Source organism: Mediterraneibacter sp. HA8405 (genome assembly GCF_056148955.1).
The window spans coordinates 1958854-1975141 of the sequence record NZ_CM148758.1 but is presented as its reverse complement, the minus strand read 5'-3'; the positions used below and the strand labels follow the sequence as shown (position 1 = coordinate 1975141).

The 16288-nt window shown below is 48.2% G+C and carries 10 protein-coding genes; 1 reads left to right on the top strand and 9 read right to left on the bottom strand.

The features are described 5' to 3' along the window. Positions 1–29: 29 nt before the first annotated feature. From AC0QUU_RS09235 to AC0QUU_RS09210, 6 genes are all read right to left on the bottom strand, one after another. Positions 30–2126, bottom strand: a complete 2097-nt coding sequence (locus tag AC0QUU_RS09235; protein WP_474542287.1) for an LTA synthase family protein — start codon at positions 2124–2126, stop codon at positions 30–32. A gap of 45 nt (positions 2127–2171) precedes the next feature. After that, complete coding sequence (gene recQ / locus AC0QUU_RS09230) at positions 2172–4511, bottom strand: DNA helicase RecQ (protein ID WP_474542285.1); 2340 nt, start codon at positions 4509–4511, stop codon at positions 2172–2174. Between the two features lie 307 nt (positions 4512–4818). Next, positions 4819–5694 (bottom strand): TIGR02452 family protein, encoded by an 876-nt coding sequence (locus AC0QUU_RS09225; protein ID WP_474542283.1) that lies wholly within the window; start codon positions 5692–5694, stop codon positions 4819–4821. Between the two features lie 119 nt (positions 5695–5813). Further along, entirely contained in the window at positions 5814–7064 is a 1251-nt protein-coding gene (locus AC0QUU_RS09220) for an MFS transporter (protein ID WP_474542281.1), read from the bottom strand. A gap of 219 nt (positions 7065–7283) precedes the next feature. After that, entirely contained in the window at positions 7284–8513 is a 1230-nt protein-coding gene (locus AC0QUU_RS09215) for an ABC transporter permease (protein ID WP_474542280.1), read from the bottom strand. Continuing rightward, the gene (locus tag AC0QUU_RS09210; RefSeq protein ID WP_474542278.1) at positions 8510–9424 is read right to left on the bottom strand and encodes an ABC transporter ATP-binding protein; all 915 of its coding nucleotides are present in this window, start codon (positions 9422–9424) and stop codon (positions 8510–8512) included. Before AC0QUU_RS09210 ends, AC0QUU_RS09215 begins: the two co-directional genes overlap by 4 nt. Before the next feature lie 185 nt (positions 9425–9609). Between AC0QUU_RS09210 and fliB the strand changes: the two genes are divergently transcribed. Further along, positions 9610–10791: a flagellin lysine-N-methylase gene (gene fliB, locus AC0QUU_RS09205; protein WP_474542276.1), complete on the top strand. Its 1182-nt coding sequence runs from the start codon at positions 9610–9612 to the stop codon at positions 10789–10791. A gap of 100 nt (positions 10792–10891) precedes the next feature. Here the strand turns inward: fliB and AC0QUU_RS09200 are convergent, their stop codons facing one another. Genes AC0QUU_RS09200 through AC0QUU_RS09190 form a run of 3 tightly spaced genes read right to left on the bottom strand, consistent with a single transcriptional unit; the run spans position 10892 to position 16160 of the window. Next, positions 10892–11806, bottom strand: a complete 915-nt coding sequence (locus AC0QUU_RS09200; protein WP_474542275.1) for a TrmH family RNA methyltransferase — start codon at positions 11804–11806, stop codon at positions 10892–10894. Beyond that, the gene (locus tag AC0QUU_RS09195) at positions 11791–14991 is read right to left on the bottom strand and encodes an SbcC/MukB-like Walker B domain-containing protein (protein ID WP_474542273.1); all 3201 of its coding nucleotides are present in this window, start codon (positions 14989–14991) and stop codon (positions 11791–11793) included. Before AC0QUU_RS09195 ends, AC0QUU_RS09200 begins: the two co-directional genes overlap by 16 nt. After that, positions 14988–16160: an exonuclease SbcCD subunit D gene (locus AC0QUU_RS09190; RefSeq protein WP_474542272.1), complete on the bottom strand. Its 1173-nt coding sequence runs from the start codon at positions 16158–16160 to the stop codon at positions 14988–14990. The genes AC0QUU_RS09195 and AC0QUU_RS09190 overlap by 4 nt, the downstream gene beginning before the upstream one ends. Between the last annotated feature and the right edge of the window lie 128 nt (positions 16161–16288).

Sequence of the window (16288 nt, the reverse complement as noted above, 5' to 3'; positions counted from 1 at the left end):
CCACTTAAAACAGCCTGTGTGTCCGGACTTTATTTCACCGCCTGCCGGTAGTAATCATTTTCTATAATAAGCTGAGCCAGCTTCAGGCGGTTGGTTGCCAGATATTTTACGTTCTCTACATATACCTTTTCTTCCTCTTCTGTCATCTCTACACCCTGAGCAGGTTCGAATTCTCCTGTATACCTGTTGTACATGCCCCTCTCGGTAAGCCAGGAATTCGAAAAGAAGATTACAATCGGATCTGCTTCGGACAGCACGTCTGTGCCTGACAGCATTCTGGAGTCATACTTCAGTCCCAGAAGGTTTGACAGCGTAGGCAGAATATCTACCTGACTGCAGGGTTTGTCCACCACGATCGGCTCTTCCATAGATCCGGACCAGAGAATCCAGGTATTCCGGTATACGTCTGTATCAACTGTTTTTTCATCCAGATTTTCCAGCGAATCTGCATTGAAGGAGTGTCCGGCAAGCTCTTCCAGCACATCCAGATCGGAATAGGGAATATGATCCGGCGCCATGGCAATAACTGTTTTATCTGCGATTCCGGCTTCTTCCAGATATTCCACCAGCCTTGTAAGTCCTTTTTCCAGTTCCAGATTTGCCGCTATATATGCCTTTGTTTTTTCAGAATAGGGCAGATCTTCTACCAGCTCTTTGTTGCGGGCAGACATCTGACTGTCCTCAAATCCGTAAGGAAGATGTCCGCTGATCGTCAGATAATAGACATGGAAAGGCTGAAGATCTTTATAGTCATCGAATGTCTGCTCAATCATATAGTCATCAGACTGGGGCCAGTACGCGTTTCCATAATCATTGATTTCTCCAGTCAGAGGGTGTTCACACTCGGTAAACTGCCGCCAGCCATAACCCAGATTCGGGTGGGACAGCTCCCGCCCGTACATATTCTGATTGAAATGAAATCCGATTGACGTGTATCCCAGCCCATTCAGCTGGTTTGCCAGGGTAAAGGGCAGATATGTTTTCTGCACGCCGGTTTCCGTCATACTGACCGGAAATCCGGCTTTCGGATACAGCCCTGTAAGGTTCTGAAACTCTCCTCCCGATGTACTTGTAAAATGCAGGGTTGAATAAAAATTATTGAATACAAATCCTTCGTGAGACAGTTTGTACAGGGTAGGCGTGATTTCCGGGTCTATCATATATCCGCTGAAGCCTTCAGCGGTAATAAAAATCACATTATATCCCTCAAACATTCCTGTATATTTATTCTGCCGTGTAGGAACAACAGATTCAAAATATTCGTCCAGCCAGGCAGAATCATTGTTTGGAGCAGAAGCTTTCAGAGCTTCAAAATCAATATCCAGTGCATTATACGGATATTCCTTTTCTTCTTCTGGCTTTTCTCCCGCTACAGTAAGCGCGGCGGTATCGTCAATCTCCGGAAGTGCGTTTTCAGGCACCCCGAAAATGCGATGCTTTATGTCAAGGCGCAGCATTGTAATAACTCCCAGCTGTTCCACCTGATCGTCAATATTGGTGTCTGTCTGATATAGCTTCTCCGGCGTAAAATCTCCCTTCCAGGGCAGGATGAAGATCACAGCCAGAGCCAGCAGATGGACTGCGGCCCCGACAATAAGAGCAGCTATTCCTCTTGCAACAGCCGCTTTCCTCCGCATTCTTTTTAATTTCTGCTCTCTTCTGGAATTGCTCTTTCTCTTTTTCTTTTGACCTGCCGGATCCAGTATTTTCATAAAAAAAGCAAGAACAAGAACAGGCAGAATCAGCAGGAAGAAAATCCCGATTTTATGATCCCACAAAGACTGTACAACGGCTGAAGCGTAGTCTGTCAGATGATTTCCCGCTGCCGTTTCCGCTCCGCTGAATATCTGATAATACTGCTGAAGAATATCTTTGCAGACACACTCTGCAACAAACAGCACAGATAAACCGACGCTAAGAATTACTCCCGCTATTCTTGCCGGCTTTTCCGGAAGAAAAAACAATATTCCCGCGCAGATCATTCCGCCCGCAAATGAAAGCAGCAGAAATACCACTGCATAGGACATGTCCAGCTTCATATACAAATGAAATACCAGTTCAAGATAAAAAAAGAGAAACGGAATATACATTCTCCAGTTCTTTAAATATTTTATTAATACTTTCATCTTCTGTCCCCCATGTTTAAATCCGGTCACTGCTTTCTCAGGCAGTTATTTCATTTCTTTTATCAGTTCTGTCAGAAAGTGCTGACCCTTTTCTGTATAAAGAAATATTTCATATGGATTCCCTTTAGAACTGAGCCGCTCTTCCGCCCGGATTCCCGCTTCCCGTCCTTTTTCCGTAAGTATTTTTCTTGTATATCCGTTCTGATATTTCTGTTCCAGGCATCCTGCTTCAAGGAGCATTTCGGTAAGGCTTTTTATTGTCAGCCGCTTCATCTCTTTTTCGTCCCGCAAATCATTAATCTGCGCAACAAAATCGCTGATCGTTATCTCCGGAACATACTGAATCCGTTCCAGCATTTCTTCTGTGAGATGAAAAGCCGCCTTTTTCCCCTTTCTCTTTTTATCTGTCAGAGGCTGCTCCTCTGCCGCGGCCAGAAAAGCAGCTGCAGCAGAAAGGTTATCTTCTCCCATTGAAAAGGGGCCTTCCGACTGTCCGCTCCCGCTGTCCGGCTCCCAGGTCTTCCGGTCCCCGTGCGTAACCGACCGAATCTTCTCCAGAAAAGTTCCGCCGTACTGCTCCAGTTTCTTTGCGCCCATTCCGTGTACATCCAGCATTTCCTCTTCCGTAAGAGGAATTCTGAGGCACATATCCCGCAGCGTCTTATCTGACGCAACCACATAAGGCGGCACAGACCGCGCCCGGGCAAGCTCTGTCCGCAGCTTTCTGAGTTCTTCGAACAGTTCTGCTCCTTTTGCCGTCAGATCTCCTGCCTGGGCCGGCTTCTTTCTGATCTGCCTTTGCTTTTCCTCTGCCTTTTTGTATGTAATGAGAAATGGTTCTTTCTGTTCTTCCAGTTCCTCAGACTTTTCTGTCAGTTTCAGCAGCGCGTATTTGTCCTCTGTCTGCCGGAGATATCCACGCTCCAGCATACTGCGGATTACTTCTTTGATCAGAACCTGCCCCAGTTTGCTTTGTCTGCCGTAAACCGGGTTCTGATCCATCCGGTAATTCCGTATCTTTGCCGTATTTTCGCCCAGAAGAGTGCCGGCAATCAGATTTATGCCGAAACGCTGTCCGGATGTGCGGATGCAGCGGATCACATCTGCCGCCGCCTGAGAAGCATCCATCTCTTCAAATTCTTCCAGACAGTTGGAGCAATTGCCGCATTTTTCTGCCGACTCTTCCCCGAAATAGTTCAGAATACTGTGGCGAAGACATTTCGTCGTTGTACAGTAGGCTTCCATTTTACGCAGCCGTTCCATATCCCGGGCCTGAATCATCCGCAGTTCTTCCCCGGTATACTCCCGGTAATTGTCTTTGCTCTCCAGAAGGAACCGGTTGATTACGGCGTCCTGGGGAGAATAGTAGAGAATACACTCTGCCGCTTCCCCGTCACGTCCGGCCCGGCCGGCCTCCTGATAGTAATTTTCCATGCTCTGAGGCATATTGTAATGCAGTACAAAGCGTACGTTTGACTTGTCAATTCCCATACCAAAAGCATTGGTGGCAATCATTACTTTTATACGGTCATAAATAAAATCTTCCTGACTTGTCCTCCTTGCTTCCGCACCCATACCTGCGTGGTATCTTCCTACCTGAAATCCGGCGCTTTCCAGATACAGATACAGCTCATCCACGCCTTTTCTTGTGGCACAGTAAATAATCCCGCTGTCTCCCCGGTGTTCTTCCACATATTTTCGAATGCGCTCTTTCTTGTTCTTTGTATTCTGCACTTCAAAATAAAGATTCTCCCGGTCAAATCCGGCTACTGTCTCAAAAGGGTTCTCCATCTGCAGAGACTGCAGGATATCCTCTCTTACCCGCTCTGTAGCTGTGGCGGTGAAAGCAGAGAGAACCGGCCGCATCGGAAGCTGTCTGATAAAATCCGGAATCCGTACATAACTTGGACGGAAGTCCTGCCCCCACTGTGAAATGCAGTGTGCCTCATCTACTGTTATCATAGAAAGCTCGGTATGACAGGCAAAGTCAAGAAACCTGGATGTTTCCAACCGCTCCGGCGCAACATAAATGATCTTATACTGTCCTGCCTTCGCCAGTTCAAGTGCCCTGGCAATCTGTGATTCCGTAAGAGAACTGTTAATATAGGCGGCATGTACGCCGGCCTCATTCAGCGCTTTTACCTGATCCATCATCAGAGAAATCAGAGGAGAAACCACCACGGTAATTCCCGGCAGCAGCAGAGCAGGCAGCTGATAGCACAACGATTTTCCTGCCCCGGTGGGCATAACTGCAAGTACATCCCGCCCGGCCAGAATATGTTCTACAATAACTTCCTGCCCCGGCCGGAATGTATCATATCCGAAATACGTTTTCAGCGTCTGTTTTTCCAGTTGTTCGATTTGTTTCCGGTTATCTTTTGCCATAAATTCCTCTTTATATTCTGATTATTTTCATTCAATATTTGCCATAAAAAGTTCGTAAAAATCATCTTCTCCTTCGATCATCGGAGAATTTTCCCCGCCTCCGTTGGTGCTGCGCTTCATTGCCGCATGAAATTCTTCTCCGGCCATTTGGCCGGCCTACAGTCTGTCTTCATCTTCCCCCTGGATGAATGTTTCCAATTGTTAAAATTTCCCCGTTACTGTATTCCTCTCCCGGTTCGGTCTGAACCGGAACCATATATAAAAAGACAGAATTACGGTCAGGATATCCGCCGTAATCTGTCTGACCTTACTCTGCGTCCGACTGCCGGCCGAAGTTACGGTAAAATTCCCTGAAATTGTAACCGGCTGCCAAACGGTCCAGAACAGCAAATCCGACTTTTCGGAAAGGATATTTTCCATTGTATTCCATTTTTTTCAGCTCCCGTTCAAATGCATCTGATACTATTCGGGCATCGTTTCCGAATGCGCCGCATCCCCAGGCACCCAGCACCAGTTCCCGGTAACCGGAATGTGCTGCGAACCTCAGCATATACCGGATTCTCTGATATACAATTTTTTCATATTCATCATCTGAAATGTTCCTGTCCCTCATACTGTTTACCGGCGCCGCACATGTCAGAACGGAAACAATTACCGGTTCAGCAAGAAGCATCCCCTGTTCATCACGGATGATTTCCACTTTCGGAGAAAGGATCATTGCGTCAGATCCCATATAGGACTGCAGCGACCGGTTATATCTGTAATACTCCTGCGCCGCCACGCTCTCAAGGGAAACAAGAAGCGTACTCTTTCTGCACAGGTCTTCCTCCTGCGCTCTTGCTCCGGTCCGTACGCCGCCGCCCGGGTTAACAGGATTGGCGAAATTCAGGACAAGAATCTCAGTTTTGATTACACGCTCTTCTTTCTTTCGCTCTGCATATATTTTTCTGGCATATGTATAAGAATCCATATTTGCGCAGTCATAAACACATTCATTTTCCACAGCCAGATCTGCGTCCCTACTGCCGCAGATCTCTGCAACCCTGTCAGGGAGATACACCTGGGCTTCACTTCTCTCACTATCTGAAAGCTTTAACTTCACTTCTTTCCCTTCGTGCTCATAACATCCCTGATCTATAATCTGCAGCGTTTCTTTCAGCATAAGAATATCATCGTACGACATAAAAGTTCCTCCTGATCCATATCGGTTTTATCAGCGCATATATTCACAAAATAACTCTTGTATAAGTATACCATCAATACATTTTTAACTCAATTTTATTCTGCATTCTATATTCTGTTTTATTGCCGGCCTGCGTTTTTTCTAAGGCCGCGGCCCATAGCCGCATACACTACACCCGTCAGCGGAACCGTCGCCAGCAGCGCCGGATAGAACAGGCTGATATCCAGCTGTCCGTACAGCGCGCCGCCGATCATGGGTCCCAGAGCCATACCCAGATCAAGGCCGATATAATATGTGCTGTTGGCCAGTCCTCTTTTTTCCTTTCCGGCCAGCAGGATTGCTGTGGACTGACACACGGAACTCATGATTCCGTATCCACCGGCCAGGAAAAAGCATGCCAGAAACATCATTCCGTTATTTTTCATTCCGGCCAGACAGAGAATGGCCAGCAGCAGGCTGACTGAGCCGCACAGCAGAAATGTCCGGAAAGGCAGTTTGTCAAAAAGATTTCTTAAGGATAATCTCAGTACAATAAGCACCAGCGCGTAAACGGGGAAAAACATACTTACAGTAATATTAAGATGCCGCACTTGCGCATAGGTAACAAGAAAGGACTGGGTCGCACAGTATGGAATTGCGAAAAGCATAATAATCAATGCGATCGGTACAACTTTTATATCAATCAGCTGAATTGATCTTTTTCCTTTTTTATTTATGGAAGACACATCCGCGCAGTCATCTGAAATGCCGGATACGTCTTCTGCTGAACTGCCGGATTTCTCTTTCATATTCTCCGATGTACTTTCCGGTTCTCCTTTGTCCCGGATAAACTGGATTACAATAATAATTGCCGCGGAAAACAGCAGGGCAATAAAAAAGGAGACCCGATAGCCGAACATCTGATAAATGCTGACACCGATAGCCGGAGCCACGGCCATTGCCAGGGCATTCATGGTTCCGTAGAAGCCCATACCGGAACCGATCTTATCTTTTGGAAGCATATTGGACATCCAGGTCGCCATACAGACCGAACAGCAGGCAAAACCTGCTCCGTTGACAATCCTTGACACAACAACCACTGCAGCGTTCGGAGCCATGATATAGCCTGCACACGCAGCCGTCATCAGTACTGCACCGATCAGAGATACACGGTATTTACTCATTTTATCTGCCAGATTTCCGGCCAGAGGACGGCAGATCAGCGAACAGAGATTCATCATTCCTCCCACAATTCCCATCAGAGCAGCCGATGAACCGATGCTTTCCGTAAATCCGGTAATCAGCGGCGTTACCAGCATAGGACTGGCCATATAAAAAAAACTGGCGGCCAGCACCAGAAGGATATCTCTTGAATAAACATTCTGTTTCATTTCCGATCAGACTTCCTTTCTCCTGTACCCGGCAGCCGGGTACAGGAACATTCTTTTTAAATATATTCTTTTATCTTACCCGGCATACTCCTTTTTCCTGCCCTGAGTCCTGTCAGAAGGCCGCACGTAAAATAAAGCATACCGTATATTATACAGCATGCTTTATTTTGCGTCAAAAGACTGATGATTATGAAAAAAGTTATAAATAAATCCTGACGATTATTTCTCCCGGATTTTCTTCAGCGCCGTTGAGAATTTGATGGGATTGCCGTACATCAGTGTTCCGAAGCGGAAAATCTTCGCTGCCAGAACACCTGCAATCACGCAGCTGGCAGCCAGGATTATTCCTGAAATAATAATTTCCCATGTCTCCACACTTCCCATTGTAACCCGGATCAGCATTCCGTTATTTGAAGTAAAGGGAACAAAGGATGCCACCCGCATCAGGATTCCGTCGCTGTCATTCATACCGTAAATGGCAATGAAGAAAGAAACAAGATAAATCATGGTAACAGGCATGGATGCTTTGCTGATATCTTCTGTTTTGGATACAAGAGCGCCCAGCATGCCAAAACAGAATGCGTACAGCAGATACCCCATCATACCGAATACGGCAAATGTCACCCATACCGGAACCGGGATCTGGAAAACACTGTCCAGCAGTCCGCCCCAGCTTTCTCTGAAGACCTGATATGCGCCTACTGCGCTTCCAAGTATCAGTACACACTGAATCAGGCCGGCAATGGCTCCTGCAAATACTTTTCCGAAGATCAGACTGTTGCTGTCCACGCTTGTTACAAGAATCTCAATGGCACGGTTGCTCTTCTCGGACGTAACAGATGTAGCGATCATCTGTCCATAGAAAATCAGAAGGAAATACAGCACCATGATCATAATGTATGTATATGCGTAGTTGCCCACACTGTCCTTGCCCAGAATCTGTGTTTCATATTCCGGCTGCGTCTGATAAAGAACATCTATTTCCGCTGCGTTCAGCCCCTGCTCTTCCAGAATCTGGGATCGGTATGCGGATGCGGCCGCCTGAGAAAATGCCTGTTCAAGGGTATCTGTCATGGAACGATTTTCCACAACATATGTATAGTGGAGAAGATCCTCCATGACAAATCCTGCCTCGGCATCTCCGTTGTTTACCGCGTCTTCCAGCTGACTTTCGTCTGTGCACTCCATCCAGTCAATATTCATTCCCATAGCTGTACCGAAAGCTTCCAGGTCGGCAATGCTTTCGTTTACATCATACAGAGCCACCGTTTCTGCTTCTGCGTTCTGTTCGCTGTCTGAACCGGATCCGCTGTCGTTTGACAGAATAATACCCGGAATGCCGATTATTCCCACAGCCAGAACCATCAGAAGAATTGTCGTCAGAACAAAGCTTTTATTTTTAAAGTAATTATTCAGCTCAAATTTTAATACTGTAAGAAACTGTTTCATGCCTGGTCACCTGCTCTTTCCACAAAGATTTCCGTCAGAGACGGTTCATAATTGCCGAATTCCTCCGGGATCAGTCTGCGTTCCAGCAGACCTGTAAGAAGACGTTCTCTTGTACAGCCTTCCTTCATCTCTGCAATTACCTGATCTTTCCGTCTTCCTACAACTTCTATCATATCTGCCATATGCTCTCTGAGAAGCTGTTCGGGTTCCTGACAATCGGGTCCCAGGCCGATCACCAGACGATTATGCCCGAATTCCCGTTTAATCTGATCCAGATTACCGGAGAGCACAATATCCCCGTGATTGATCAGCACAATATCCTCGCAGAATTCTTCCACATACCCCATCTGATGACTGGAGAAAATAACCAGCTTGCCGGATTCGATCTGTTCCTGGATCACTTCTTTCAGAATCTGCGAATTTACCGGATCCAGACCACTGAAGGGCTCATCCAGAATCACCAGTTCCGGATCACAGACAAGAGTCTGAGCCAGCTGTACTTTTTGCTGATTTCCTTTTGACAGAGTTTCCAGTTTTCTCTGAGCGTATTCTTCCACACCCAGCCGTTCCAGCCAGCGCATAGCCTGTTTTTTGGAATCGTTCCGGCTGCTTCCACGAAGCTGCGCCAGATACATCAGCTGTTCAAGTACACCCTTTTTGGGATAAAGACCTCTTTCCTCCGGCAGATAACCGATTCGGAATTTTTTCGGATGAAACGGCTTACCATCTACAGTAACTGTTCCGGAATTTGCCCGGAAAACATCCATCAGAATACGGATCGTTGTTGTTTTTCCGGCTCCGTTTCTTCCCAGAAGTCCAAGCGCTTTTCCGCTTTCAATAGAAAAAGATATTCCGTGGAGCACTTCTTTATCTCCAAAACTCTTTCTTAAGTCTTTTACCTCTAGTTTCATCAGTTTTCCCTCTCCTTTATTTTTTATGAAGTCCTTTACTTCACTGTACTAATACTATCACACAATATTGGAATTGTGAATACTGTAATTGTATTTTTTGTATTCAGCCCGTTGCCTCTGTATAAAATAAATGTTCCGTTCTTCCAAAATAAAGAAAATAAGACTATAATATAAGACTATAATATATGACTGTAATTTCAGAAGTATTCAGAAAAGGAACAATTATGCAGTATACAACACCCCACTATTATAAAAAATTTCATTGCACCGGTTCAGACTGTCCGGCCACATGCTGTGCAGGGTGGCAGATTCAGATCAATCCTGCCTCTCTCAGAAAATACAGGAAAGTCCGAGGGCCACTCGGGAACCGCCTGAGAAACGAAATCGACTGGAAGGAAGGCTGTTTCCGAAGATACAGCGGCCGCTGTGCCTTCCTGAACGAGAAAAATCTGTGTGATCTCTATCTGGAAGGCGGAGGAAGCAGAGCCTTCTGCCGGACATGCCGTACTTATCCCCGGCATATTGAAGAGTTCGAAGGTCTTCGGGAGATTTCACTTTCCCTCTCCTGCCCCGTCGCAGCAGAGCTGATTCTATACGCCAGGGAACCTGTCCGGTTTCTCCATGGCGAAAACCCGGACAGAGAGGAAACCTACGATGATTTCGATTTTTTCCTTTTTACGAAACTGATGGACGCCAGAAGCCTGATCATCCGTTTTCTCCAGAACCGGGAACATCCTTTCCGGCTCCGGGCCGCTGTCTGTCTCGCGCTGGCTCACGATCTGCAGGAGCGGATTGACCGGAATGCCTTATTTGAAGCGGATACACTGTTTGAGAGATACGCTTCTCCCGGAGTATGGGACTGGTTCTCAGGCCGGCTTGAAAAAATGAAGAAAAAAACGAACTATGCGTGCATACAAAAGGACACGGAACAGGCCCTGTTCTCTCTCCTGGACCACCTGGAAGTCCTCTCATCAGACTGGCCTCCTTATCTTCAGCAAATACGAAAGGTCCTTTCCGCGAATGGACAATCCCGTCTTCCGGAGCAGGATTTTTCCTCCTTTTTCACTGACACGATGGAGGAACAGCTCCTGATCTATTTTGTATTTACTTATTTCTGCGGCGCAGTGTATACCGGCAATGCTTACAGCAAGATGAAATTCGCGCTTTCCGGTACGCTTCTGATCCGGGAGCTGGTCCGCGGGGAATGGCTTCAGGCTCCGGACCAGTGTGATAAGGAAACTGTGATCCGGACAGCCTGCCGCTGTTCACGGGAAGTAGAGCATTCTGATTACAATAAAGTTACAATGGAACGGATGTTGGAGAAGGATAAACGTTTCGGAATCGAAGAACTGTTTTCTCTCTTATAAGGGGATTTTTGCAGCAAAAAACAGGAAACGGTGCTCTCCTGCCTGTCTGACGGCAGCAGTCCGCTTCCTGTTTTTCTCCGTTTGTATCTCTATCTCTGTCTTATTTTCGGTTTCCGCGTCCCAGCTGCCAGAAGGCGACCGCGCTTGCGGCAGCCACATTCAGAGAATCCACTCCGTGGGACATGGGGATCCTGACAGTATAATCACAGGCCGCAATCGTTTCCGGGGACAGCCCCTCTCCTTCAGTTCCCAGAATAATTGCCAGCTTCTCTTCCCCGCATACCTTCTCGTCATCAATTCCAACCGAATTATCAGTAAGAGCCATTGCCGCGGTGCGGAACCCCAGCTCTTTCAGAAGGGTCATGCCGGCCCCCGGCCACACCTTCGTTTTCCGGGTCCCGTTTTTTTTCGTTTCACTGCCCTCTTTTTCTCTGCTTCCGTCTGCGTCTCCGCCTTCCAGAATTGACCAGGGAATCTGAAATACTGTTCCCATACTTACCCGGACCGCCCTCCGGTACAAAGGATTGCTGCATCCGGGCGTAAGCAGTACCCCATCCATATTCAGAGCGGCAGCAGACCGGATAATTGCGCCTACATTTGTCGGATTCATAACGTTTTCAAGGACGGCAATACGTTTTGCACTCCGGCAGATTTCTTCCGCAGACGGAAGTGGTTTCCGGTGCATGGCGCAGAGCATCCCTCTTGTCAGCGGAAATCCGGTAAGGCGGATGAGCACGTCAAACCCGGCGGTATAGACCGGAATGTCCCTGCAGCGGGCAATCACTTCTCTGCTTTCCCCTTCTATATGGCGCTCCTCTGTCAGAATAGAAACCGGCAGATATCCTGCATCCAGGGCCCGCAAAATAACCCTCGGGCTCTCTGCGATAAAAAGCCCGTCTTCCGGTCTGTCTTTATTCAGAAGCTGCGCTTCCGTAAATCTTGCGTAAATATCCAGCTCCGGGGCATCAAAATCCCCGATCTTCTTTATGCGGTCTGTTATCAGCTTATCTGCCATCTGACGTGGCTCCCTTCCTCATCTTTCTGTACGATCAGCTGGTCTTCGATTTCCTGTTTCAGCTCGGATACATGGGAAATAATTCCGATCATCCTGGAATCTCCCGCCATGTTCTGAAGCACCCGGACCGCCTTGTCCCTGGAATGCTCATCCAGAGAACCGAATCCCTCGTCAATAAACATAACGTCAAGATTAACTGACGCGCTGCCGGCACGGATCTGATCTGCCATGCCAAGAGCCAGGGACAGCGCTGCCATAAAGGACTCTCCGCCGGACAAAGTGCGTACTTCTCTTTCCTTTCCCGTTACCGTAGAGTAAACCATAAGATCCAGACCTCTGTTTTTTCCTTTTCCTGCTTTTTCAATATCAAACATACGGAGTTCGAACTGGCCGCCGGTCATATCCTGAAACCGGCGGTTGGCCGCATAGAGAATCCGCTCCAGATAATACCGCTGTACAAAGGTTTCTATATCCATCCGGGAACCGGTCACATTTCCGGCCAGCAGATTATAGAGTTCATCCAGACGCCGGTGTTCATCCATGACTTTCTTTCGTTCTTCCATAACAGGTTTCAGCGACTGATAAACCTCCGTATCTGCCCGGTAATATGCTTTTTCTCTCTCCTGTGCTTTCTGAGCCGTATCCAGACGTTCTTTTGCCTGGTCTCTCGCCGCTTCCAGTTCCTCCGGCACAGGCCGCTTTTTCCGGCCTGTTTCCTTTTTTGCCGAATCTCTCCTGCTCTCTGCGGCGGCTTTTTTCCGATTGTAGGCGTCAATTATTTCCTGCAGCCGGGCAGTTTCTGTCCGCTCCCGGGTTTCGGTCTGCTCTTTCCACTGAGATTCTGTCAGAGCTTTCTCCTGCATTGCCCTCTCATAGGCCTTTTTCCGTTCTCCGCGTTCCTTTTCCTGACCGGGTAGCTCCGTACGGTAACGCCGGATCAACGTCTGCGCATTTTCCAGATCCGACTTTGCCTTCTGACCGGCAGCTTCTGCCCTGCTGCTGCTCTGCTCCGCATGGCTTTTTCTTTCTTTTGCTTCCGCCAGAGCCATCTTCGCCTCTGCCTCGGTTTCATACTCCCGGGAGGCATCCAGACTGTCCCGCCGGGCCTGACATGAAGCGAATAACGCCTTTGCCTCCGTCAGTTTCTGAGCCGCTGTCTCTGCCGCAGTCCGAAGTTCCGATTTTTCTGTCTCGATTCCCTGCAGACGGCTCTGCAGCCGTTTCAGAATCTGTACATCCTCTTTCAGTCCTTTTTCTTTCTGAGAAAGAGACTGTTTCCGCTCCAGCAGAATTTTTTCTGCATGCCCGATCGTCAGTTTCTCGGGAATCTCTGCGCCTTCCGGTACATTTTCTGCCAGTTTTCGCTGCAGTTTTTCCATTTCACCTGTCAGAGTATTTTCTTTTTCCTGAAACAGCGCAGCAGCTGAGCGGGAGGCGGAAGCCGTATCTTCCTGACGGGATCTGAGGCTGTTTACTTCCTCCCCCAGAACATCCAGTTCATCCCTGCTCAGATTCTGATGATCGTCTTCCAGCTGACAGGGCCGGGGATGATGGAGAGAGCCACATACCGGACAGGGTTGTCCGGGTCTGAGCTGCTCTTTTGCGATAAAGCCTGCCTGGGCATTCAGAAAGATCCGACGGCTGTTTTCGTACTCCTTGTTTTTCTGCTCATATATACGGCTTGCATCGGCATACTCCTGCCTTGCTTTATCTGCCGCCTGTTTCTGTTTATTCATCTCCAGGGCCAATGTCCTTATCGAGAAAAGATCTGCTTCCATTTCAGCCATTCTGTTCATTTCTCCCTGCCAGCGTTCCAGAAGCAGTCCGGCCTGCCCCAGAGTCTCTGCCTGACTGCGCCACTTCTGTTCATTTTCCTCCAGCCGTGAAACGTTCTGCCGCGCTTCGGAAGCAATATTCTCTGCCTGACGGGCAGCGGAAGAAGCGGAAGAGATCGCCTGCTCGGCTTTCCGTATCTCCTGGAAAACATTCATCGCTCTTTCTGCTTTTTCAGACACTTTCGTATAATTCTCTATTTCTTTATGCAGCAGCGCATTTGTCTCTTCCGTCTGTTTCTTTGTCTCTTCGTACATCTTACTGAGCCCGGGAAGAGCCTCTTCCTGCTCCGCAAGACTGCGTTCTGCTGCTTTCACAGTCTTTTCCGCATCCATATACCGCTCATAAACTGCCTGAATTTCATAAGCATCACTGATCTTCCGGATCTGATCCGCAGTTTCACGGATCTCCTTTTCCTGTGCTTTGCACTCTTCCAGCTCCTGTTCTGCCTGCTCCAGTTCCTGAAACCGTCTGAGCAGCTGCAGTCCTGCCGTGCAGGCATCTCTTTTCTCCAGATAGAGGCGGTTCGCCTCCCGGTATTCTTTTCCGGCAGCACTGCACCGTTCCTTCAGCGTACTACAGAGATCCTCCAGAATTGCCAGCATTTCTTCCAGATCCACCACTGACAGCCGGTCTGAACTGACAATCCGTTTTTTCAGTGTCAGCAGTTCCTCTGCTTTTTCGTAATCGGCAGGAACTTCCACATGGGACGCTTCGGTCTGACAGACCGTCCGGATCTGCCCCATTTCCTGCTGCTTTCCTTTTCTCCGGCGTCCAAGCTCTTCCACAATTTTCCCGTAAAGTTCAGTATGGAATAACTTCCGGAAGATCACTTTTTTATCGTCCGACTTTGCCCGCAGAAGTTCCATGAATTCTCCCTGGGCAATCATAGCCACCTGCATGAACTGATTCTTCGTCAGTCCTACGATTTCTTCCAGCTTTCTGTCTGTCTCCTTCTGCGGGTACTCGGAATCATCCGGCATAATCAGAGAAACAGAACCGCTTTCCTCTTTCACTCCGGTTCCCCGTTTCAGAGGGCGGAAATGGCGGGGCACACGGCGGACAGTATATGTTTTTTTCTCAGCTCCCGTGGCTTCGGAAAATACCAGCTCCACAAAAGGTTCTGTTTCAGGCCCCACATACTGGCTCTGAAGTTCTGTCCCGTCCTTTTTATTTATTCCGGAGCTTGCCTCTCCGTACAGTGCAAATACGATAGCGTCAAATATAGTCGACTTTCCTGCTCCTGTATCTCCGGTAATCAGGAAAAGATTCTGATTGGTTTTTTCAAAATCAATCACCGTCCGTTTTCCGTAGGAACCGAACGCCTGCATGGTCAGTTTTACCGGTCTCATTCCTGGCTCACCCCCTGCACGGTATTAATCACATTCCGAAGCAGTTCCATTTCGTCTCTGTCTTCTTCATTCTCTTCGCCATTCAGTTTCAGAAATGAACAGCAGAGATCAAAAGGATCCAGCTCTTCCTGCGGAAGAATTTCCTTTGTATAATCGTTTTTCCGGACTGCCTCCCGACGGATTTCCAGAAGATTCGGAAAGGCATTGCGAATCCGGTCCTGCATATCAGATACATCCAGATCTGCCCGGTCTGTCAGAACAGCCGTCACGTAATCTTCGCAGCTTTGCTTTAAGATCTCTTCGAGACTGCCCCTGATGATACGGATCTGCCGCAGCGGATGAAGGGGAAGTACCGTCACGTTCCGGCTGCCCTTTTCCCTCAGTTCCACAATAACAACTCCTTTCTGCTGTCCCGCCTCGCTGACCGAACATGCCAGTGGCGTGCCGCAGTAACGGCAGAATTCACTGCCGGCCTGCATAGGTTTATGAATATGTCCCAGCGCACAGTAGTCAAAGGGATTAAGGATGTCTGCATCCACCCGGTCTATATTTCCTACCGTGCAGATTTCCGAATCCATCCGCTCCACCTCGCCGGCATCCCGGCCGGAGGGAAGATAAAACTGATGACTGACCAGCACATTTCTCTCCGTAAGATCCAGTTCTTCCCGTTCAATCAGTCTGCGCAGTGTTTCATTGTAAGACAGTACGTTCCCGTTCTCATCTGACCCTGTTATCTGCCGGACCATGGAAGGACGGACAAAAGGCAGGAGATAAAAATTCACCCTGCCGTATTCATCCCTCAGGACAACCTTTTCAATATGATCTTCCGGCGCTGTCGGAGGCATTCCGATCATATATACACTCTGCCGGGACAATACGCTCCGGAAACAGTTCAGCCTGGGACCGCTGTCGTGATTGCCGCTGATCAGCATAATCGACGCGTCCGGCAGAGCAGCGGCAAGTCCTGCGATAAAACAGTCAAACACTTCCACCGCTTCCGCTGACGGCACAGCCTTGTCATAAATGTCTCCTGCAATAAGTACAGCGTCCGGCTTCTCCCTCTCTGCCATGTCTGTAATCTGTTTCAGAATATATTCCTGATCCTCCCGCAGATCCCGGTTGATCAGCTTCAGACCGATATGCAGATCCGATAGATGAAAAAATTTCATGGTCTCTTTCCTTTCCCAAATCCGTTATACGAAAGAGTATAGCATGTTCCGCCCCTGTTGACCAGCCAGGTACTGTGTGCTTCTTCGGCTGCTCTGTTCTTTCTCTGCTTTTTCTATCTGCATTGCAG